The organism is Mycobacterium sp. smrl_JER01 (assembly GCF_048513595.2).
Classification (GTDB): domain Bacteria; phylum Actinomycetota; class Actinomycetes; order Mycobacteriales; family Mycobacteriaceae; genus Mycobacterium.
The window spans coordinates 5,105,118-5,124,659 of record NZ_JBLXXK020000001.1; the positions used below are offsets into that span (position 1 = coordinate 5,105,118).

Annotated in this window: 17 protein-coding genes; 10 read left to right on the forward strand and 7 right to left on the reverse strand. The window is 65.7% G+C overall.

Annotated features, from left to right (window positions below; translation table 11 throughout):
• Nucleotides 1–53 precede the first annotated feature (53 nt).
• Nucleotides 54–1,343 carry a diaminobutyrate--2-oxoglutarate transaminase gene (gene ectB / locus ACNUDN_RS23985; RefSeq protein ID WP_419124220.1) on the reverse strand — a complete coding sequence of 430 codons (1,290 nt, stop codon included), beginning with the start codon at nt 1,341–1,343 and terminating at the stop codon, nt 54–56.
• A gap of 19 nt (nt 1,344–1,362) precedes the next feature.
• Nucleotides 1,363–1,926 (reverse strand): diaminobutyrate acetyltransferase, encoded by a 564-nt coding sequence (ectA, locus tag ACNUDN_RS23990; protein WP_419125285.1) that lies wholly within the window; start codon nt 1,924–1,926, stop codon nt 1,363–1,365.
• Nucleotides 1,927–2,323: 397 nt separating this feature from the next.
• Here ectA and ACNUDN_RS23995 point away from each other — a divergent pair, with 397 nt between their 5' ends.
• From ACNUDN_RS23995 to hpxO, 4 genes are read left to right on the forward strand one after another with little or no spacing between them, the layout of a single operon-like run.
• Entirely contained in the window at nt 2,324–4,225 is a 1,902-nt protein-coding gene (locus ACNUDN_RS23995; RefSeq protein ID WP_419124221.1) for a solute carrier family 23 protein, read from the forward strand.
• Complete coding sequence (gene uraD / locus ACNUDN_RS24000) at nt 4,222–4,728, forward strand: 2-oxo-4-hydroxy-4-carboxy-5-ureidoimidazoline decarboxylase (protein WP_419124222.1); 507 nt, start codon at nt 4,222–4,224, stop codon at nt 4,726–4,728. Before ACNUDN_RS23995 ends, uraD begins: the two co-directional genes overlap by 4 nt.
• Entirely contained in the window at nt 4,725–5,042 is a 318-nt protein-coding gene (gene uraH / locus ACNUDN_RS24005) for a hydroxyisourate hydrolase (RefSeq protein ID WP_419124223.1), read from the forward strand. The genes uraD and uraH overlap by 4 nt, the downstream gene beginning before the upstream one ends.
• 3 nt (nt 5,043–5,045) lie before the next feature.
• Nucleotides 5,046–6,218 carry an FAD-dependent urate hydroxylase HpxO gene (hpxO, locus tag ACNUDN_RS24010; RefSeq protein WP_419124224.1) on the forward strand — a complete coding sequence of 391 codons (1,173 nt, stop codon included), beginning with the start codon at nt 5,046–5,048 and terminating at the stop codon, nt 6,216–6,218.
• Here hpxO and ACNUDN_RS24015 read toward each other — a convergent pair.
• Complete coding sequence (locus tag ACNUDN_RS24015; RefSeq protein WP_419124225.1) at nt 6,196–7,554, reverse strand: guanine deaminase; 1,359 nt, start codon at nt 7,552–7,554, stop codon at nt 6,196–6,198. The genes hpxO and ACNUDN_RS24015 overlap by 23 nt on opposite strands.
• An 84-nt stretch (nt 7,555–7,638) precedes the next feature.
• Here ACNUDN_RS24015 and ACNUDN_RS24020 point away from each other — a divergent pair, with 84 nt between their 5' ends.
• The gene (locus ACNUDN_RS24020) at nt 7,639–8,460 is read left to right on the forward strand and encodes an FAD binding domain-containing protein (RefSeq protein ID WP_419124226.1); all 822 of its coding nucleotides are present in this window, start codon (nt 7,639–7,641) and stop codon (nt 8,458–8,460) included.
• Nucleotides 8,457–11,159 (forward strand): molybdopterin-dependent oxidoreductase, encoded by a 2,703-nt coding sequence (locus ACNUDN_RS24025; protein ID WP_431960762.1) that lies wholly within the window; start codon nt 8,457–8,459, stop codon nt 11,157–11,159. Before ACNUDN_RS24020 ends, ACNUDN_RS24025 begins: the two co-directional genes overlap by 4 nt.
• On the opposite strand, the gene fadA6 is transcribed toward ACNUDN_RS24025, so the two are convergent.
• From fadA6 to ipdE1, 4 genes are read right to left on the reverse strand one after another with little or no spacing between them, the layout of a single operon-like run.
• Nucleotides 11,140–12,303, reverse strand: a complete 1,164-nt coding sequence (gene fadA6, locus ACNUDN_RS24030; RefSeq protein ID WP_419124228.1) for a steroid 3-ketoacyl-CoA thiolase FadA6 — start codon at nt 12,301–12,303, stop codon at nt 11,140–11,142. The two genes, ACNUDN_RS24025 and fadA6, sit on opposite strands and share 20 nt — an antisense overlap.
• On the reverse strand, nt 12,296–12,925 hold the full coding sequence (gene kstR2 / locus ACNUDN_RS24035) for a TetR family transcriptional regulator KstR2 (RefSeq protein ID WP_419124229.1): 630 nt from the start codon (nt 12,923–12,925) through the stop codon (nt 12,296–12,298). Before kstR2 ends, fadA6 begins: the two co-directional genes overlap by 8 nt.
• Nucleotides 12,922–13,713, reverse strand: a complete 792-nt coding sequence (ipdF, locus tag ACNUDN_RS24040) for a (5R,7aS)-5-hydroxy-7a-methyl-1-oxo-2,3,5,6,7,7a-hexahydro-1H-indene-carboxyl-CoA reductase (protein ID WP_419124230.1) — start codon at nt 13,711–13,713, stop codon at nt 12,922–12,924. The genes kstR2 and ipdF overlap by 4 nt, the downstream gene beginning before the upstream one ends.
• A gap of 28 nt (nt 13,714–13,741) precedes the next feature.
• Nucleotides 13,742–14,896 (reverse strand): acyl-CoA dehydrogenase IpdE1, encoded by a 1,155-nt coding sequence (gene ipdE1 / locus ACNUDN_RS24045; protein ID WP_419124231.1) that lies wholly within the window; start codon nt 14,894–14,896, stop codon nt 13,742–13,744.
• A 58-nt stretch (nt 14,897–14,954) separates the two neighbouring features.
• On the opposite strand from ipdE1, the gene fadD3 reads away from it, so the two are divergent.
• Genes fadD3 through ipdE2 form a run of 4 tightly spaced genes read left to right on the forward strand, consistent with a single transcriptional unit; the run spans nt 14,955 to nt 19,523 of the window.
• Nucleotides 14,955–16,481 carry a 3-((3aS,4S,7aS)-7a-methyl-1,5-dioxo-octahydro-1H-inden-4-yl)propanoate--CoA ligase FadD3 gene (gene fadD3, locus ACNUDN_RS24050; RefSeq protein WP_419124232.1) on the forward strand — a complete coding sequence of 509 codons (1,527 nt, stop codon included), beginning with the start codon at nt 14,955–14,957 and terminating at the stop codon, nt 16,479–16,481.
• A 1-nt stretch (nt 16,482) separates the two neighbouring features.
• Nucleotides 16,483–17,607, forward strand: coding sequence for an acyl-CoA dehydrogenase family protein (locus ACNUDN_RS24055; RefSeq protein WP_419124233.1), 1,125 nt, complete (start codon nt 16,483–16,485; stop codon nt 17,605–17,607).
• A 6-nt stretch (nt 17,608–17,613) separates the two neighbouring features.
• A complete protein-coding gene (locus ACNUDN_RS24060; RefSeq protein ID WP_419124234.1) occupies nt 17,614–18,585 on the forward strand; it encodes an acyl-CoA dehydrogenase family protein in 972 nt (323 codons plus the stop codon).
• On the forward strand, nt 18,582–19,523 hold the full coding sequence (gene ipdE2, locus ACNUDN_RS24065; protein WP_419124235.1) for an acyl-CoA dehydrogenase IpdE2: 942 nt from the start codon (nt 18,582–18,584) through the stop codon (nt 19,521–19,523). The genes ACNUDN_RS24060 and ipdE2 overlap by 4 nt, the downstream gene beginning before the upstream one ends.
• Nucleotides 19,524–19,542 lie beyond the last annotated feature (19 nt).

Consider the following 19,542-nt stretch of genomic DNA (forward strand, 5'->3'; position numbering starts at 1 on the left):
ACCTCCTTGTCTGTCTCATCTGTGCAGTATCGCTTTCGGTGCGGTATCGCGGGTCAGGCGACAGTGGCCGCAATGGCTTCGGCCAGGATGTCGATACCGGCGTCAAGCTCTTCCTCCGAGGTGGTCAGCGGCGGCAACAGCTTGATCACCTCGTCGGACGGACCGCTCGTCTCCATCAGCACGCCGCGTTCGAACGCGGCGGTGCAGGCGGTGGCCGCCAGTGCCGCGTCCTCGAACTTGAGACCCTGGGCCATCCCGCGCCCACGAGCGCTGACACCGGGGTGCGCGGCGGCGATGGCATCGAGCCGCTCCCTGATCTGACGCCCCTTGGCAAGCGTGTCCTCGACGAAAGTCTCGGTTTCCCAATAGGTTTCGAGCGCCTTTGCAGCGGTGACGAAGGCCGGGTTGTGGCCACGGAAGGTTCCGTTGTGTTCACCGGGGGCCCAGACGTCGAGTTCGCGACGGAACAACGTCAATGCCATCGGGAGACCGAAGCCGCTGATCGATTTCGACAGTGTGACGATGTCGGGGACGATGCCGGCCGCTTCGAAGCTGAAGAACGGACCCGTCCGCCCGCACCCCATCTGGACGTCGTCGACGATCAGCAGGATCTCACGTCGCTGACACAGCTCGGCGAGCCCGCGCAGCCATTCCACCCGCGCCACATTCAGACCGCCCTCGCCCTGCACGGTTTCCACGATCACGGCCGCCGGCCGGTTCAGGCCGCTGCCGGAGTCGTCGAGCACCCGCTCAAACCACTGGAAATCCTCGGTCACCCCGCCGAAGTAATTGTCATACGGCATCGGCGTGGCGTGGACGAGTGGAATCCCCGCCCCGGCGCGCTTCATCGAGTTGCCGGTCACCGACAGCGCACCGAGTGTCATACCGTGAAAAGCGTTGGTGAAGTTGATGATCGACTCGCGACCGGTGACCTTGCGGGCCAGTTTCAGCGCGGCCTCCACCGAGTTGGCGCCGGTCGGGCCGGGGAACTGCACCTTGTAGTCGAGTCCGCGAGGTCGCAAGATCAACCGCTCGAACGTCTCCAGGAAGGTGGTCTTGGCCTCGGTCGCCATGTCCAGTGAGTGCACGATCATGTCGCTCGACAGATAGTCCAGCAGGGGCTGCTTGAGGATCGGATTGTTGTGCCCGTAGTTGAGCGCACCGGCTCCGGCGAAGAAGTCGAGGTAGCGGCGACCCGAGGTGTCGGTCACCCAGGATCCACGCGCTGAGGCCATGGTGGTGGGCCAGGCACGGCAGTAGCTGCGTACCTCCGACTCGACGGAGCTGTACACCGCGGGGAGTTCGGGTTCGTCGGGCCGGGTGATCGTCGCAGGGGTTGTCATGGGTCCTTTCGGTGGGTGGTCAGTCGACCATGGGGGTGGCGATGGGGCCGATCCGCAGCAGCGGTTCGTCCTCGTGGTTGCGATCGGCGTCGAGCTGGGCGGCGGTGAAGTGCTCCTGCTCGAGCAGCGGTACTCCGTGCCGGCGGGCGAAAGCTCCGAACAGCGCCCGCGACGGTGCGTTGTCGGGTGCGACGGTTGCTTCGACAGTCACCGGGTGACCGTGTCGGTCCCGCCGGACGCGGTCCACCAGAGCGTCGAGCATGGTCGCGGCAAGTCCGGTCCCCCGCGCGGATTGCGCAACCGCCACCTGCCAGACGAACAGGACCTCGGGCCGGCCCGGGGGGTGATAACCGGTGATCAGACCGCACAGGTCACCGTCGCGATCCGCGACAATGGTCGTCCCGGCAAAGTCAGTGGCCATCAACAGATAGGTGTACGTCGAGTTGATGTCGAGCACTTCGGTATCAACCACGAGACGACGCATGGCTACGGCGTCGCCCCGATCAGGCTGACGGAGAAATCGTAGCCATGAATTAGCTTGCTGGACAGCGCTTTTGCTCGCGCTCGTCCACGCCCGCGGCATGAGATCGGCAACCCGCGCATCACCATCGTCCATTTCAAGATCACCACCGAACAGAATTTTCGTGCGTCATCAGTTACGTCATCGGTAACGCGACCGTATTCGGGCAAACCCGCGCAATGCAAGGCGCGGTACGGGTCACCACACCGCCGAGCACAGCCCCCAAACCGCCCTCAGCTGCACACTCGGCGCTACGCAGCACCACACAGCAACTTTTCAGGTTGTTACCGTTCTGTTACCAAACCGTGGCGACAGAGTGATTCTGCTCACCTGCCGAGGCGATTCACAGGGAGCCGTCTCAGTGCCGTCCCACTGCCGTCTCACTGCCTCCGTCTCACTGGCAACACGACCGCAACGCGCACGACATGAACTGACACACAGCCTGACCGATCCTGAGCGCATGTCGGCACCCACCAAGAACCAGCGCAAACGCGTGCACCCGGTTGACGAGGTGCTTCCCCTGCCCAAGCTTGCCACCTACGGCTTCCAGCACGTCGTCGCGTTCTACGCGGGCGCGGTGCTGGTGCCGATCTTGATCGCCGGCGCGCTCGGTCTCAGCGGTGAAGAACTCGTCCTGCTGATCACCGCAGACCTGTTCACCTGCGGCATCGCGTCGATCATCCAGGCGGTCGGATTCAAGAACGTCGGAGTCCGCCTTCCACTGCTGCAGGGCGTCACTTTCGCCGGGGTCGCACCGATCATCGCGATCGGTCTGGCCCATGGCGGCGGGTCGGCAAGTCTGTTGTACGTCTACGGCGCGGTGATCGTCGCCGGTATCTTCACCTTCCTGATCGCGCCCATATTCGTCCGGCTTCTCAAGTTCTTTCCTCCGGTGGTCACCGGAACATTGATCACCATCATCGGTCTGTGTCTCATCCCGATCGGCGCACTGGACGCGGTGACGAATCCCGAGACTCACGAACCCGATCCGACGAACCTGCGCTGGGTGCTCTACGCACTGGGCACCATCGCGGTGATCGTCGCGATCCAACGATTCTTCCGCGGCTTCATGTCGACCGTTGCGGTGCTGCTGGGCCTGATAATCGGATGTGCGGTCGCCTACGCCCTGGGTGACATGGATTTCGAGCAGGTCGGTCAGGCGTCGATGTTCGGCTTCACCCCGCCGTTCGTGTTCGGCATGCCCAAATTCGACATCATCGCGATCATCTCCATGATCATCGTGATGATGATCATCGCGGTCGAGTCCACCGGCAGCACCATCGCCACCGGTGAGATCGTCGGGAAACGGGTCCGCCCGTCCGATATCGGGAATGTGCTGCGGGCCGACGGAGTCGCCACCGTGACCGGTGGCGTCTTCAATTCGTTCCCCTACACCGCCTTCTCGGAGAATGTCGGCCTGGTCCGCCTCACCGGGGTGAAGAGTCGGTGGGTGGTCGCCGCAGCCGGAGTCATCATGATTCTGCTGGGTTTCCTGCCGAAGGTGGCCGCTGTGGTCGCGTCTATTCCGAGCCCGGTGCTCGGAGGTGCGGCACTGACCCTGTTCGCGACGGTGGCCGTGGTCGGTATTCAGACCCTGGGGAAGGTCGACTTCACCGACCACCGCAACGTCATCATCGTCACGTCCAGCCTGGCACTCGCTCTGCTGGTGACCGGCTACCCACAGATTTCCACGACGCTGCCCGCCGGTCTGGACATCCTGTTCGGTAGCGGAATCAGTACCGGAGCGATCACCGCGATCGGCCTGAACCTGCTGTTCTTCCATGTCGGCCGGAGGGGTCCCCGTGTTGCCGGCGGCGGGTCGATCACCCTCGACGAGGTGAACGCGATGACGCAGGAAAGGTTCACGGAGGTGTTCGGGCACGTCGTGCAAGGCGTCACCTGGGCCGCCGACCGCGCCTTCGAACAGCGCCCGTTCGCCGATACCGCAGCTCTGCGGGCGGCCTTTCAGGACGCATTGCTGACCGGCACCTCAGAGCAACAGGACCAACTGTTGGCCGCCTTCCCTGATCTGGGTTCCGAGGACGAGACGGGTCAGGCGCTGGCGGTCGACCACATCGCGTTGAGCAACCTCGACCAACAGGACCACGAGGACGTGGTCAATCTGGCGGCAGCCTATCGCGAGCACTTCGGTTTCCCGCTGATCATCTGCGCGCGGGAGACCGAGCGCTTCGACCGGGTGCTACGCAACGGCTGGTCACGAATGGACAACCCCCCGGCCACCGAGCGGGCATACGCCCTCATCGAAGCGGCGAAGATCGCCAACTACCGGTTCAGTGACCTGGTCGCCGACGCCAATCCCATTGCGGCGGCCCGGTTCGGCAGGCTCAACGAACTTTCGTGAAAGCCATCGGACTCACAGAATTCAACGCTCTCTCCGATCGCCAGCGGATGCACCTGCTCTACGAGGTGTGCTCATCGCCGATCTGGGCGCGGAGGGTGCTCGCCGGCGCTCCGTTCCGGGATGCCGAAGCGCTCTACGACCGTGCCGACCGGGTGCTCGCCGAGTTGCCCGACGCTGAAATCGACGCGGCCCTCGATGGTCACCCACGCATCGGCGCGCGGGCCGACAATCCGTCGTCGGCCCGCGAGCAGGCCCGGGTCGCCGATGCCGACGAGTCCATCAGGTCGCAATTGGCGGCCCGCAACCTGGAGTACGAGAACAGGTTCGGCTATGTCTATCTGGTCTGCGCGAGCGGCAGGACAGCAGAGGAGCTGCTGGCCATCCTCACCGACCGGCTGGATAACGATCCCGAGACCGAACGTCGGGTCATGCGAAACGAGTTGGCCAAGATCAACCGGCTCCGGCTCGAGCGTCTGCTCACCGATGAGACAGTGGCCTCATGAGTCTTTCCACCCACGTTCTCGACGCGACCACCGGCCGGCCGGCATCGGGTGTGACTGTCCGGTTGACCCTAGACAGCAACGAACTGGCCGCTGACACCACCGACGCCGACGGCCGTGTCGGAACACTGGGCGGTGAGCTGACCGCCGGCATCTACCGGCTGCACTTCGACACCGGTGGCTACTTCGCGGACCGGGGCATCCGAGGGTTCTATCCCGAGGTGACGATCACCTTCGAGATCACCGACGCGTCGGCTCACCACCACGTCCCGCTGCTGCTGTCGCCGTATGCGTATTCCACCTACAAGGGGAGCTGACACATGCGGGTAGCCATCATCGGCGCGGGAATGGGTGGGTTGAGTGCCGCGATCGCGCTGCGGCAGATCGGCGTCGAGACAGCCGTGTACGAACGGGTCACCGAGAACAGGCCGGTGGGTGCCGCGATCTCGGTGTGGTCCAACGGCGTCAAATGCCTGAACTACCTCGGCTTGCAGGACCAGACCGCACGCCTGGGCGGAATCGTCGACACCATGAGCTACCGGGATGCCCGCAGCGGGGAGACGATGTGCCGCTTCTCGTTGCAGCCGTTGATCGATCAGGTGGGGCAGCGTCCGTATCCGATCGCCCGGGCCGACCTACAGCTGATGCTGATGCAGGCCTACGGGGTCGACCACATCAACTTCGGCATGAAGATGGTGTCGGTGTCCGGCGGTGCCGATGCCGCCACCGCCACCTTCGCCGATGGGACCGCGGTGACCGCCGACGTGATCATCGGCGCCGACGGGGCAGGTTCGATCACCCGCGAGTATGTCCTGGGCAGGTCGGTGACCCGGCGGTACGCCGGCTACGTCAACTTCAACGGCCTGGTACCGACCAACGACGCGATCGGACCCGCAACCGAGTGGACCACCTATGTCGGTGAAGGGAAACGAGTTTCGGTAATGCCAGTTGCCGACGACCGGTTCTACTTCTTCTTCGACGTGGTCGAGCCCGAGGGTACTCCGTTCCAGAAGGGCAGCGCCCGTGAGGTGCTCCGCAAGCACTTCACTGGTTGGGCAGCCGGGGTACAGACACTGATCGACATACTGGATCCACACACCACCAATCGGGTGGAGATCCTCGACCTCGACCCGTTCCACACCTGGGTGCGGGGACGCGTTGCACTGCTGGGCGACGCCGCGCACAACACCACCCCCGACATCGGGCAAGGAGGATGCTCAGCCATGGAAGACGCGATCGCCTTGCAGTGGGCGATCCGAGACCATCCTGGTGACGTGCCGGCGGCGCTGAACGCCTACCAGGCTGCTCGTAGCCAGCGCGCCGCCGAGCTGGTGCTGCGCGCCCGTAGGCGCTGCGATGTCACCCACGCCAAAGACCCGCAGGTCACCGCGCAGTGGTATGAGGAACTACGAAACGAAGACGGGACCAACGTCATCCGAGGAATCGTCAGCAACATCATGGGCGGTCCGCTCACCCCTCCCGCGTTCGAGTGACCAGTCGACGACCCCGGACGTAGGTCTGCTCCACGGCGACTTCCCGCATTCCCATCAACAGCGTGAACAACACCCGCTCACCGTCCTGCGGATCGATTTCGGCCAGCAATTCGGACAGCAGCGGCTGCCGCTGAGAGGTGATGACGACGAAGTCGGCCTCTTTGCCGGTGTCGAGATTGCCCACGCGGTCTTCGATGTCCAGGGCGCGGGCACCCGCCAGTGTGGCAGTGAACAGTAGTTGGGCGGGCGGTATGGACAACCCCTGTGATCCCGGCTCGCTGATGTGCACCTTGAAGCAGTCGTTGAGCACCCGAGGAATCAACCATTCGTCGCCCGCGGCCACATCGGTGCCCAAGGCCACATTCACCCCGCTCGAGGTGGTCCGCCGCCACGGCATGGTGCCCGAACCGAGAAACAGTTGCGATGTCGGACAGTGCGCAATCGAGCTGCCGGTTTCGGCCAACCGGGACAGTTCTCGATCACTACAGTGCACCGCGTGCGCGAGCACACTACGCCGCCCCAACAGGGACCGTCCGCCGCCGGCGCACCGCCCATCGTAGGTATCCAGATAGTGATCGACATTGAACGAGGCTTTAACTGCTTGGATTTCGCTGACATTCTCCGATAGGTGGGTATGGAAGTAAACACCGTCGGCCCTGACGGATTCGTAGAACTCGCCGATCGCGAGCAGCGAACGCTCGGTGACCGACAACGCGAAACGCGGGATCACGGCGACCTGGATGAGACCATCCTGTGTGCCGTGCCAGCGTTCGATTTCCCTGCGGGTCAACTCAATCGCTGTAGCATCGTCGGTCAGCAGCGGTTGGGCAGCTGCAGGTCCGACAGTCTGGATACCGCGGCCGGAGATCGTCCGCAGCCCGGACTGTTGCGACGACTCGTACAGGGCATCCTGCGCCGGCGGAAACGCCGATCCGAACACCAGTGCCGTGGTCGTTCCTACCGCGATGCGTCGATCACAGAAGTCACGTGCCGCTGCAAGGGCGTGTTCGGGGTCGGAAAGCCGAACTTCGGCAGGAAAGATGCAGCGTTGCAACCAGTCCAACAACTGACCGCCGCCGAAGGAGTCGAGGCAATAGGTTTGCGGGAAGTGGAGGTGGGTGTCGATGAATCCGGGCAGCAGGTAGCTCGGACGGAAATCCTGCACGTCGGCGTCGGCCGCCTCGAAAGGCAGCGCCGCATAGGCACCACTGAAAACGATGGTCCCGCCCTCCCCGACGACCAGAGCGCCGTCGGGGATATTCACCAGATGGTGACGAGCACCGTCGAGGGCCGGCGTACCACCGATGTGGATGAGGTGTCCGCGGTACACGCGCATCTGCCGATTGTCACAGTGTTCCCCTTCGTGCGCAGTCCGGCAGCTCGGCCTGCGCGCAGCATCCGCGCCGACTAGATTTGGCAGATGGATCTCAACACCGTCGAAGCGGTGCACTTTCCCACGTGCCGCGACGAAGTGTGGCCGCTGAGACCTGGCGACGCCATCCTGGCCGGGGGTACCTGGTTGTTCTCCGAGCCACAACCGACCGTCTCCCGGCTCATCGACATCACCGGACTGGGCTGGCCGTCCGTCACTTTCACCGAAGAGGGTGTCGAGGTGGCGGCCACCTGCACACTCGATGAGATTGCGGCGCTGTCCGAGGCGTTACCGGCCAACCAGCCGAACTGGTCGGCCGCACCGCTGTTCGGTCAGTGCTGCGACGCACTGCTGGCCTCGTTCAAGATTCGGCGCTCCGCCACCGTGGGCGGCAATATCTGCCTGTCATTTCCCGCTGGAGCGATGATCTCGCTGGGTTCGGCACTTGACGCCGCCCTCACCATCTGGCGCGCCGACGGCTCCGAATACCGTGTGCCGGTACCCGAATTCGTGACCGGCCCGGCCACCAACCGCCTCGCTCCCGGGGACCTGCTGCGCGCGGTGCACTTTCCCGCCGCCGCCCTGCGGTCGCGAACCGCCTACCGCAAGCTCGCACCGTCGGTACTCGGCCGTTCCTCGGTAGTCGTGATCGGACGTCGCAGCGACAGCGAGTTCGCCGTCTCGGTCACCGCCGCGACGGTACGGCCCTTCGTATTCCGATTCTCCCGGATACCGCCGAAAGAAGAACTGCTGGAACAGATCGCCGAGTTGCCCATGTCGGTGTGGACCTCCGACGCCCATGGCGATCCGGATTGGCGCCGCGCGGTGGCACTGGTGTTGGCCGAACAGGTGAGGCAAGAACTGCGGTGACGTTCTCGATCAACGGAACCGCATACCACGACGATCCACGTCCGGGTCAGTGTCTGCGTACCTACCTGCGTGACCACGGGCACTTCGAGGTCAAGAAGGGCTGCGACGCAGGCGATTGCGGTGCCTGCACGGTGCTCGTCGACGGCGAAGCAGTGCACTCGTGCATCTTCCCGGCGTTTCGGGCACAGAACCGATCGGTGACGACGGTCTGCGGACTGGGAACGCCGGAGGACCTGCATCCCGTGCAGCGCCGCTTCGTCGACGCGGCGGGATTCCAGTGCGGATTCTGCACCGCCGGAATGGTCACCACCGCAGCGACGCTGACCGACCCGCAGGTGCAGGATCTGCCCGTACAGTTGAAGGGGAACCTGTGCCGGTGCACCGGTTACCGCGCGATCACCGATGCGATCGCGGGCACCGTGAACACCGACAAGTCCACCGGCAGCGATGCGGGCCGATCGATCGGCGCACCCGCAGGCCCCCGAATCGTGACCGGCACCGAGCAGTACACCATGGACGATGCGCCGGCCGGATTGCTGCACATGGCTGTCCTTACCAGCCCGGTTCCGCACGCTAGGGTCGTGTTCATCGACACCTCGCGCGCCGAGTCGATCCCCGGCGTCCGATTGATACTCACCCATCGCGACAGCCCTCCGGTACGGTTCTCCACCGCCCGCCACGAATCCCGTGACGACGACCCCGATGACACGCTGATACTCGACACCACTGTCCGTTTCGTCGGGCAGCGAGTGGCCGCGGTCGTTGCCGAAACCCTGGCGGTGGCCGAAATGGCCTGCCGGGCAATTGTCGTCGAGTTCGAGGAACTACCCGCCGTCTTCGACCCGGAGGCGGCACGACGTCCCGGAGCGCCGCTGCTGCACGCCGACAAGGATCGGCAATCGCGCATCGCCGACCCGACCCGTAATCTGGTCGCCGAACTGCACGGCGAGGTCGGCGATGTCGCCGTCGCACTCGAGGCCGCAGAGGCCATGGGTGGAGCCGTGGTGCGGGGACGCTGGCACACCCATCGGGTGGCGCATGTTCATCTCGAGACACACGGCGCCACAGGGTGGCGGGACGACACCGGTCGGTTGGTCATTCGGACGAGTTCTCAAGTGCCGTTCCTGGTCCACAAGGAGCTGTGCCACATCTTCGGGCTGAGCACCGAGGATGTGCGGGTCTTCACCAAACGGGTCGGCGGCGGCTTCGGCGGTAAACAGGAGATGCTTGCCGAGGACCTGGTGGCACTGGCCGTTCTTCGGTTGGGGGCCCCGGTGCGGTACGAATTCAGTCGCAGCGACGAATTCACCACCGCGCCGTGTAGGCACCCCTTTCGGATCGATGTCGCAGCCGCTGCCGACTCAGACGGCATTCTCACCGCGCTCGCCGTCGATGTCCTCGTCGACGCAGGCGCCTACGGCAACCACAGCCCGGGGGTGATGTTCCACGGTTGCGGAGAGTCGATCGCGGTGTACCGCGTCCCCAACAAGCGGGTCGACGCTGAGGCGGTGTACACGAACAACCTGCCCTCCGGCGCATTTCGCGGTTACGGCCTCGGCCAGATCGCATTTGCCGTGGAGTCGGCGATGGACGATCTCGCGGCCAGACTCGGGATCGACCCGTTCGAGTTCCGGCGCCGTAATGTCGTCGTGCCGGGTGATCCGTTCGTCGACTCTCATGTCCTCGATGACGATCTGACGTTCGGCAGCTACGGCTTGGACCAATGTATCGACCTCGCCGAGTCCGCGCTGCACCAGGACAACGGCCTTGTTGCGCCGCACGGTTGGCAGGTCGGCGAGGGGATGGCGGTGGCGATGATCGCGACGATCCCACCGCGTGGGCACTTCGCCGATGCGTCGGTCTCGGTCGACGCAGACGGCAGCTACACCCTGGATGTCGGCACCGCCGAGTTCGGAAACGGCACCACCACCGTTCACGTACAACTGGCAGCTCACGAACTGGGCACCGGCACCGACCGCATCGTCATTCGCCAATCCGACACCGCGACATCCGGTTACGACACCGGAGCATTCGGGTCGGCCGGTACGGTCGTCGCCGGCCGAGCGACCCAGCTGGCCAGCAGGCAGCTACGCCGAGCGCTGCTCGCATCGGCGGCGGAGATGACCGGGACGCCGGTGTCGAAATGCTCTCTGAACCGCAACGGAGTGCAGTGCGGCCAACAACTCGTCGACTTCAGCTCACTGCCGACACCGATGACGGCGCGCGCACAGGGTGACGGTACACCGCGTTCGGTGGCATTCAATGTGCATGCCTTCCGGGTCGCGGTGAACCCTGAGACCGGGGAGGTACGGGTGCTGCAGTCCGTGCATGCCGCGGACGCCGGTGTCGTACTGAATCCCCAACAATGCCGCGGACAGGTGGAAGGCGGTGTCGCCCAGGCGATCGGATCGGCGCTCTACGAGGAGATCCAGATCGACGCAGGCGGCGTCGTCACCACTCGGACGCTGCGTGACTATCACATACCCCAACTTGCCGATGTTCCGGTCACCGAGATCTACTTCGCCGATACCTACGACGAGCTCGGGCCGCTGGGCGCCAAGTCGATGAGCGAGTCTCCCTACAACCCGGTGGCCCCGGCACTGGCCAATGCGATCGCGCGGGCCTGCGGCGCCCGCCTGTATCAGCTACCGATGACCCCGGCCCGGGTCTGGCGTGCGGTTACCCGAGGCGCTCGATGATGGTGACGTTGGCGGTACCGCCGCCCTCACACATCGTCTGCAGCCCATAGCGACCGCCCGTGCGCTCCAGCGTGTTGAGCATCGTGGCGAACAGTTTTGCGCCGGAGGCGCCCAGCGGGTGTCCGAGCGCGATCGCGCCGCCGTTGGGATTGACCTTCTCCGGATCGGCCTTGGTCTCCTTGAGCCAGGCCTGCACCACCGGTGCGAACGCCTCATTGATCTCGACGGTGTCGATGTCCTCGATCGACAGCCCGGTCTTGTCCAGCGCGTAGCGGGTGGCCGGGATGGGACCGGTGAGCATGAACACCGGGTCTGCACCGCGGGCACTGATGTGATGGATGCGGGCGCGGGGCTTGAGATTGTGCGTCTGCACCGCTTTCTCAGAGGCCAGCAGCACGGCGCTGGCACCGTCGGAGATCTGGCTGGCCATCGCAGCTGTCAACCTGCCGCCTTCCACCAAGGTCTTGAGCCCGGCCATCTTCTCCAGCGAGGTGTCGCGTGGGCCCTCGTCGATGGCGAACGCGCCACCGTCCACATCGACCGGGATGATCTCGTTCTCGAAGTGACCGGCCCGGATCGCGGCCTGCGCACGCTGGTGGCTGGTGAGCGCGAACTGCTCCATCTCCTCGCGTGAGATGTCCCACTTCTCGGCGATCAGCTCGGCGCCACGGAACTGCGAGATCTCCTGGTCACCATAACGATGCAGCCAGCTCTTGGATTCGTTTGTCGGCGAGGTGAAACCGAACTGTTCACCGACGATCATCGCCGAGCTGATCGGGATCTGACTCATGTTCTGCATGCCGCCGGCGACGATCAGATCCGCGGTGCCGGACAGGATCGCCTGCGCCCCGAACGAGACAGCCTGCTGGCTGGAGCCGCACTGCCGGTCGACGGTGACCCCGGGAACCTCTTCCGGGTAGCCTGCGGCCAGCCACGACAATCTGGCGATGTTGCCCGCCTGCGGGCCGATGGCGTCGACGCAGCCGGCGATGACATCGTCGACGGCGCCGGGGTCGACGTCGTTGCGCTCCAGCAACCCGCGCCACCCTGCCGCTCCCAGATCGACCGGGTGTACCCCGGCCAGTGATCCGTTGCGCTTGCCGATGGCGGTGCGTACAGCGTCGATGACATATGCCTCAGCCATTGCTGCTCTCCTTGCCTGTTGGCTCGGCGGTTATCCCGCCGAGGACGATCGAAAGATACTGCTGACCGACCTGGCGGGCGGTCAGTGGACCACCGGGCTGATACCAGCGGACCGAAACCCAGGTGGTGTCACGGATGAAGCGGTACACCAGGTCGACGTCGGCATCGGGTCTGAAGTAGCCCTCCTCGATGCCCTGCGTGAGGACGTCCACCCACATTTTGCGCTGCTCTTTGTTGCGCTCCTCGACATAGCCGAAGCGTTCCTGTGCGGACAACCGCTTCGCCTCGTCCTGGTAGATCACCACTTCGGCGTGCCGGGTCTCGATCGCCTCGAACGACGCCATGAACAGGCCCTTGAGCCGCTCCAACGGGTTCGGCTCGGTCGCGACGATCTCCTGGTAGCGGGTGAACAGCCAGTCGAGGAACCCACGCAGCACCTCGTCGACCATCTCCTCTTTGGATGAGAAGTGGTGGTACAGACTGCCCGACAGGATCCCCGCCGAGTCGGCGATGTCGCGCACGGTGGTGGCACGCAACCCGCGTTCGGCGAACATGGTGGCCGCGAGCGCCAGCAGCTCATCACGTCTGGTGTTGCCCGCCTGGGCCGGGCGGGATTCGGTCATGCGCGCTGGCTCGACACCGAGATCACCTCACCGGTGAGGTAACTGGAGTAGTCGCTGGCCAGGAACGCGATGGTGGCCGCCACCTCCCACGGCTCGGCCGCGCGGCCGAACGCCTCACCTTCGGCGAGCCGGTCCAGCAACTCCGAGCTGCTGGTCTTCTCCAGGAACTTGTGCCGGGCGATGCTCGGCGACACCGCGTTGATCCGCACCCCGTAATCGACGGCTTCGATTGCGCTGCAACGGGTAAGGGCCATGACCCCGGCCTTGGCCGCGGCGTAGTGCGACTGGGAGTGCTGGGCACGCCAGCCCAGCACGCTGGCGTTGTTGACGATGACCCCGCCGTGCGGAGCGTCGCGGAAATACCGTAGCGCGGCACGGGTCGCGCGCATCACCGACGTCAGCGTGACGTTGAGCACGCGGTCCCATTCCTCGTCGGTCATGTCGATCACCGGCGTCTGCCCGCCGAGGCCGGCATTGTTGACCAGAACGTCGATCCTGCCTGCCTTTTCGACCGTCTGGGTGATCAGCGAGTCGACGGCCTCGGTGGAGGTGACATCGCACACCACCGAGTCCACCTTGCCGAGCCCGAGCGCGGCGAGCTCGTCCCGGGTCTCCCCCAGCCGGCGCTCGTGATAGTCGGAGACCACGACGTCGGCGCCCTCCAGCAGCGCGCGGCGCGCGGTGGTGGAACCGATACCGGTGCCGGCCGCAGCGGTCACCAGCACCACCTTGCCCTTGAGCAGTCCGTGGCCGTCGATCTCCGGAGGTGCAACCGAAAGATCGGTCATCATGGTCTCCTGTTCGCGCAAGTACTCATCAGGGGCGAGCCTCTCTGGGTAGGCCGAGCACCCGCTCGGCGATGATATTGCGCTGAATCTCGTTGGAGCCGCCATAGATGGTGTCCGACCGGGAGAACAGGTACAGCCGCTGCCACTCGTCGAACTCGCCATCGGCAAGGGTGAGGGCAGCGACACCCTGGACATCCATCGCGATCTCACCGAGCTCACGATGCCAGTTGGCCCAGAGCAGCTTGGAGACCGAATCCTGGCCCGGTTGTTCGACATCCATGGTGGCCAACGCGTATGACCGCATCGCCTTGAGACCTGCCCAGGACCGCGTGAGCCGCTCCCGGATCAGCGGATCGTCGGCGGCGCCGGTGCGCTTGGCCAGCTCGACGAGGTTGGAATGCTCACGTGCGTAACGGATCTGTTGCCCCAGCGTGGACACCCCACGTTCGAAGGTCAGCGTTCCCATCGCCACCCGCCACCCGTCACCGGGCTCCCCGACCACCAGATCGGCGTCAGTGCGGGCATCGGTGAAGAACACCTCGTTGAACTCCGAGTCGCCGGTCAGCTGGATGATCGGGCGGATCTCGACTCCCGGCTGGTCCAGAGGCACCAGAAGGTAGGACAGTCCGGCGTGGCGTTTGGAGCCCTTTTCGGTGCGGGCCACCACGAAGCACCACTGCGCCCAGTGCGCCAGCGACGTCCAGACCTTCTGCCCATTGATGATCCACTGCCGCCCCTCGTCGTCCAGGGTCGCGGTCGTGGACACGTTGGCCAGGTCGCTGCCGGCTCCCGGTTCGGAGTAGCCCTGCGACCACAGTTCGGTGACATCGAGGATCTTGGGCAGGAAGCGTTGCTGTTGTTCGGGTGTGCCGTAGGCGATCAGCGTGGGGCCGAGCAACTCCTCGCCGAGGTGGTTGACCTTGTCGGGAGCGTCGGCCTTGGCGTATTCCTCGTAGAACGCCACCCGGTGGGCGACCGACAGACCGCGGCCGCCGTGTTCTTCCGGCCACCCCAGACAGGTGAGCCCGGCAGCCGCCAGATGACGATTCCACGCCAGCCGCTCTTCGAACGCCTCATGCTCGCGGCCGGGTCCACCCAGACCCTTCAGTGCGGCATAGTCGCCGACCAGGTTCTCGGCGAGCCAGTCGCGGACCTCAGCCCTGAACTCCTGGACCTCTATCACCCCTGTAGGGTAGCCTACCAAGCACTTGCTTGGGTAGCCGATCCCTGGAGGAGCATCGATGCGGACCACCCCCGCGGTTCTCGACCGGATCGCGCGCGAACTCCCCGACCACCAGGCCGTGGTGACCGGCGGACCGCAGGCCAGGACGCTGACCTTCGCCGAGCTGCGTACCGAAGTCCGCAGGCTCGCCGCGGCGTTGATCGAACTCGGCATCGCACCGGGCGACCGGGTGGCGATCTGGTCACCGAACACCTGGCACTGGGTGGTGGCGAGCCTGGCCATCCACCACGCCGGCGGGGTTGTGGTACCGCTCAACACCCGTTACACCGCCGGCGAGGCCGAGGACATCCTGACGCGCACCGCGGCCCCGCTGCTGTTCGCCTCAGGCGAATTCCTCGGCACGGACAAAGCCGCCGGCATCAACCGCGACCGCCTGCCCGCACTGCGCCACATCGTCCGCATCCCGATCGAGAAGGACGACGGAACCTGGGACGAGTTGATGCTCCAGGGGACCGACCTGGATGCCGTCGACGAACGTGCCGCGGCGGTCACCGCCGAGGACGTCTCCGACATCCTGTTCACCTCGGGCACCACCGGCCGCAGCAAAGGCGTGCGCTGCGCCCACCGACAGTCTCTCGACGCATCGGCCGCCTGGGCGGCGTGCGGCCAGATCACCAGCGCGGACCGATACCTGTGCATCAACCCGTTCTTCCACAACTTCGGCTACAAGGCCGGGATCCTGGCCTGCCTGCAAACCGGGGCCACCCTGTTTCCCGAGCTGACGTTCGATCCGGAGCAGACCATGCAGGCCGTGCAGGAGCACGGCATCACAGTGCTCCCCGGCCCGCCCACCATCTATCAGACTCTGCTGGACCACCCCAAGCGTGCCGAATACAACTTGAGCTCACTGCGTTTCGCGGTCACCGGCGCGGCCACCATCCCGGTCGTGCTGATCGAACGGATGCAGAATGAGCTCGACATCGACATCGTGCTGACCGCCTATGGTCTGACCGAGGCCGCGGGCTTCGGCACGATGTGCCGCGCCGAGGACGACGCAGTGACCGTTGCCACCACGTCCGGTCGAACGATCGCGGACTTCGAGCTGCGCATCGGGGACCATGGTGAAGTCCTGCTGCGTGGACCCAACGTCATGCTCGGTTACCTCGACGACCCTGAGGCCACCGCCGCGGCGATCGACACCGAGGGCTGGTTGCACACCGGCGATGTCGGCGAACTCGACGAGGCCGGCAACCTCAAGATCACCGATCGCCTCAAGGACATGTACATCTGTGGCGGCTTCAATGTGTATCCCGCCGAGATCGAGCAGGTGCTGGCCCGGCTGGACGGGGTCGCCGAGGCCGCGGTGATCGGCGTGCCCGACGAACGGCTCGGTGAGGTGGGTAAGGCATTCGTGGTCCGGTTGCCGGGCGCCGATCTCGACGAGAAGACCGTGATCGACTACACGCGGGAGCATCTCGCGAACTTCAAAACCCCGCGGACCGTCGAGTTCCTCGACGCGCTTCCGCGCAATCCCGGCGGCAAGGTGGTCAAACCAGTTCTCCGCCGGCACAGTGAGAGGGCCTGAGTTGGACCTGATTTTCGACGACGCCACCACCGAGTTCCAGGCCGAGGTGCGCGAGTTCCTCGCCGCCCACAAGGACGCGTTCCCGACGAGGTCCTACGACACCGAGGAAGGCTTCGAGCAGCACCGTCGTTGGGACAAGGTGCTTTTCGACGCCGGCCTGTCGGTGATCACCTGGCCGGAGAAGTACGGCGGCCGCGACGCCTCGTTGCTGCAGTGGATCGTCTACGAGGAGGAGTATTTCCGCGCCGGCGCCCCGGGCCGAGCCAGCGCCAACGGCACGTCGATGCTGGCACCCACGCTGTTCGCGCACGGTACCGAAGAGCAACGGGACCGGATCCTTCCGAAGATGGCCAGCGGTGCGGAAATCTGGGCGCAGGCGTGGTCGGAGCCGGAGTCCGGCAGTGATCTCGCATCACTGCGGTCGACGGCGACCAGGACCGACGGTGGCTGGCTGCTCAACGGTCAGAAGATCTGGAGCTCACGCGCGGTGTTCGGCGAGCGGGCATTCGGATTGTTCCGATCGGACCCGCAGGCGCAGCGCCACAAGGGTTTGACCTACTTCATGTTCGACCTCAAAGCCGACGGTGTGACGGTTCGCCCCATCGCCCAGCTCGGTGGCGACACCGGATTCGGCGAAATCTTCCTCGACGACGTCTTCGTCCCCGACCACGACGTGATCGGCGGCGTCCATGACGGCTGGCGGGCCGCGATGAGCACCTCGAGCAACGAGCGCGGCATGTCGCTGCGCAGCCCGGCCCGGTTCCTGGCCCCGGCGGAACGACTCGTCGCCCAGTGGAAGCAGAATCCGGACCCGGCCTTCACCGACCGGGTGGCCGATGCCTGGATCAAGGCGCAGGCCTACCGGTTACATACTTTCGAGACGGTGACCCGGGTGGCCGGCGGCGGTGAGCTGGGCGCGGAATCGTCGATCACCAAGGTGTTCTGGTCCGATCTCGACGTCGCCCTGCACCAGACCTCGCTGGATCTGCGCGGCGCCGACGGCGAGCTGGTCGATGCGGTCACCGAAGGTCTGCTGTTCGCGCTGGGCGGGCCGATCTACGCCGGCACCAACGAGATCCAGCGCAACATCATCGCCGAGCGGCTGCTGGGCCTGCCCCGAAAGTAGACGAACGTGAACTTTGAGATCGACGAACAGCAGCGCGACTTCGCGGCCAGCATAGATGCCGCGCTCAGCGCCGCCGATGTGCCCGCCGCCGTGCGCGCGTGGGGCGCAGGCGACACCGCACCCGGCCGCAAAGTCTGGGCACAGCTGGCAGACCTGGGTGTGACCGCACTGATGGTGCCGGAGAAATTCGACGGTATCGAGGCCCATCCGGTAGATCTGGTCGTGGCGCTGGAACGTCTGGGGCGATGGAACGTACCGGGTCCGGTCGCCGAGTCCATCGCCGTGGCGCCCGCACTGCTCGCCGGTCACCAGGACTGGGGCGAGCGCAGCGCCGCGCTGGCTTCCGGCGAGTTGGTCGCCACTGTCGCCGCGCCTCCCATGGTCCCGCGTGCCGTCAGCGCGGACACCGCGGGTGTCATCCTGCTCGCGGCCGACGGCTCCGTCGCCGACGCGGTCAGCGGAACCGAGCACGAGTCGGTGGACCCCAGCCGGAGGTTGTTCGAGGTCCGCCCCGTCGCCGATCCCAAGCCCGCCGACACCGATCGCGCATTCGAATTCGGCGCGCTGGCCACCGCCGCGCTGCTGATCGGGGCGGGGCAGGCGATGCTGGACGCGTCGGTCTCGTATGCCAAACAGCGCAGTCAGTTCGGCACCGTCATCGGCAGCTACCAGGCGATCAAGCACAAGCTGGCCGACGTGATGATCGCGGTCGAGTTGGCCCGTCCGCTGGTCTACGGTGCGGCGCTGGCCCTGGCGGAGGACTCGCGCGATACCGCTCGCGACGTCAGCGCCGCCAAGGTGGCCGCTGCCGATGCCGCACTGCTGTCGGCCCGATCCTCACTGCAGACGCACGGCGCCATCGGCTTCACCCAGGAGCACGATCTGTCCCTGTTGCTGCTGCGCGTGCAGGCGCTGCGGCCGGCGTGGGGGGACCCGACCTGGCACCGGCGTCGAGTGTTGGAGGCACTGACACAATGAGCGAAGAACGGGACCTGCTGCGCGCCACCGTCGCGGCTCTGGTCGACAAGCACGCCTCGCCCGAAGCCGTCCGCAAGGCGGCGGCCTCGGAGCGTGGTTATGACGAATCGTTGTGGAAGATGCTGTGCGAGCAGGTGGGTGCCGCCGCGCTGATCGTCCCCGAGGATCTTGGCGGTGCCGACGGTGAACTCGCCGACGCCGCAGTAGTTCTCCAGGAACTGGGCAAGGGCCTGGTGCCCACGCCGCTGCTCGGCACCACACTCGCCGAGCTGGCGCTGCTGTCCACCGATGCACCCGACGCCGAGCTGCTCGCCGGTCTGGCCGAGGGCACCGCCATCGGGACGGTCGTGTTCGACCCCGCGTACGTGCTGAACGGCACCATCGCCGACGTGGTCATCGCCGCCGACGGAGCCACCCTGACGCACTGGACGGCGTTCACCGCGACCCCGGCGGTGGCAATGGACATCACCCGGCCGCTGGCCGCGGTGGCGGCGACGGAGACCGCGCAGCTCGGACCCGACCCCGGGTTGGCCGACACCGCGGCGATCCTGCTGGCGGCCGAACAGATCGGCGCCGCATCGCGCTGCCTCGATCTCACCGTCCAGTACACCAAGGACCGCGTGCAGTTCGGCCGTCCGATCGGCAGCTTTCAGGCGCTCAAGCACCGGATGGCCGACCTGTACGTTGCCGTGCAGTCGGCCAAGGCAGTTGTCGACGAGGCGGCGGCCGCCCCGTCGCCCGCAGGGGCCGCGCTGGCCCGGCTGGCTGCCACTGAAGCCTTCTCGCAGGTCGCCGCGGAAGCCGTGCAGATGCACGGCGGCATCGCGATCACCTGGGAGAGCGACATTCAGCTGTATTTCAAGCGCGCGCACGGCAGCGCCCAACTGTTCGGGCCACCGCGGCAGCAGCTGCGCCGCCTCGACGCCGAGGTGTTCTAGCCTAGGACTGTGTCGGTTT

What these genes read in the sequence shown, in the direction of transcription:
- ACNUDN_RS24020 (WP_419124226.1), top strand. Translation starts at nt 7,639, where the DNA reads ATGGATCTCAACACCGTCGAAGCGGTGCACTTTCCCACGTGCCGCGAC.
- ectB (WP_419124220.1), bottom strand. Translation starts at nt 1,343, where the DNA reads ATGACAACCCCTGCGACGATCACCCGGCCCGACGAACCCGAACTCCCC.
- ectA (WP_419125285.1), bottom strand. Translation starts at nt 1,926, where the DNA reads ATGCCGCGGGCGTGGACGAGCGCGAGCAAAAGCGCTGTCCAGCAAGCT.
- fadA6 (WP_419124228.1), bottom strand. Translation starts at nt 12,303, where the DNA reads ATGGCTGAGGCATATGTCATCGACGCTGTACGCACCGCCATCGGCAAG.
- uraH (WP_419124223.1), top strand. Translation starts at nt 4,725, where the DNA reads ATGAGTCTTTCCACCCACGTTCTCGACGCGACCACCGGCCGGCCGGCA.
- fadD3 (WP_419124232.1), top strand. Translation starts at nt 14,955, where the DNA reads ATGCGGACCACCCCCGCGGTTCTCGACCGGATCGCGCGCGAACTCCCC.
- kstR2 (WP_419124229.1), bottom strand. Translation starts at nt 12,925, where the DNA reads ATGACCGAATCCCGCCCGGCCCAGGCGGGCAACACCAGACGTGATGAG.
- ipdF (WP_419124230.1), bottom strand. Translation starts at nt 13,713, where the DNA reads ATGACCGATCTTTCGGTTGCACCTCCGGAGATCGACGGCCACGGACTG.
- hpxO (WP_419124224.1), top strand. Translation starts at nt 5,046, where the DNA reads ATGCGGGTAGCCATCATCGGCGCGGGAATGGGTGGGTTGAGTGCCGCG.
- ipdE2 (WP_419124235.1), top strand. Translation starts at nt 18,582, where the DNA reads ATGAGCGAAGAACGGGACCTGCTGCGCGCCACCGTCGCGGCTCTGGTC.
- ACNUDN_RS23995 (WP_419124221.1), top strand. Translation starts at nt 2,324, where the DNA reads ATGTCGGCACCCACCAAGAACCAGCGCAAACGCGTGCACCCGGTTGAC.
- ACNUDN_RS24015 (WP_419124225.1), bottom strand. Translation starts at nt 7,554, where the DNA reads ATGCGCGTGTACCGCGGACACCTCATCCACATCGGTGGTACGCCGGCC.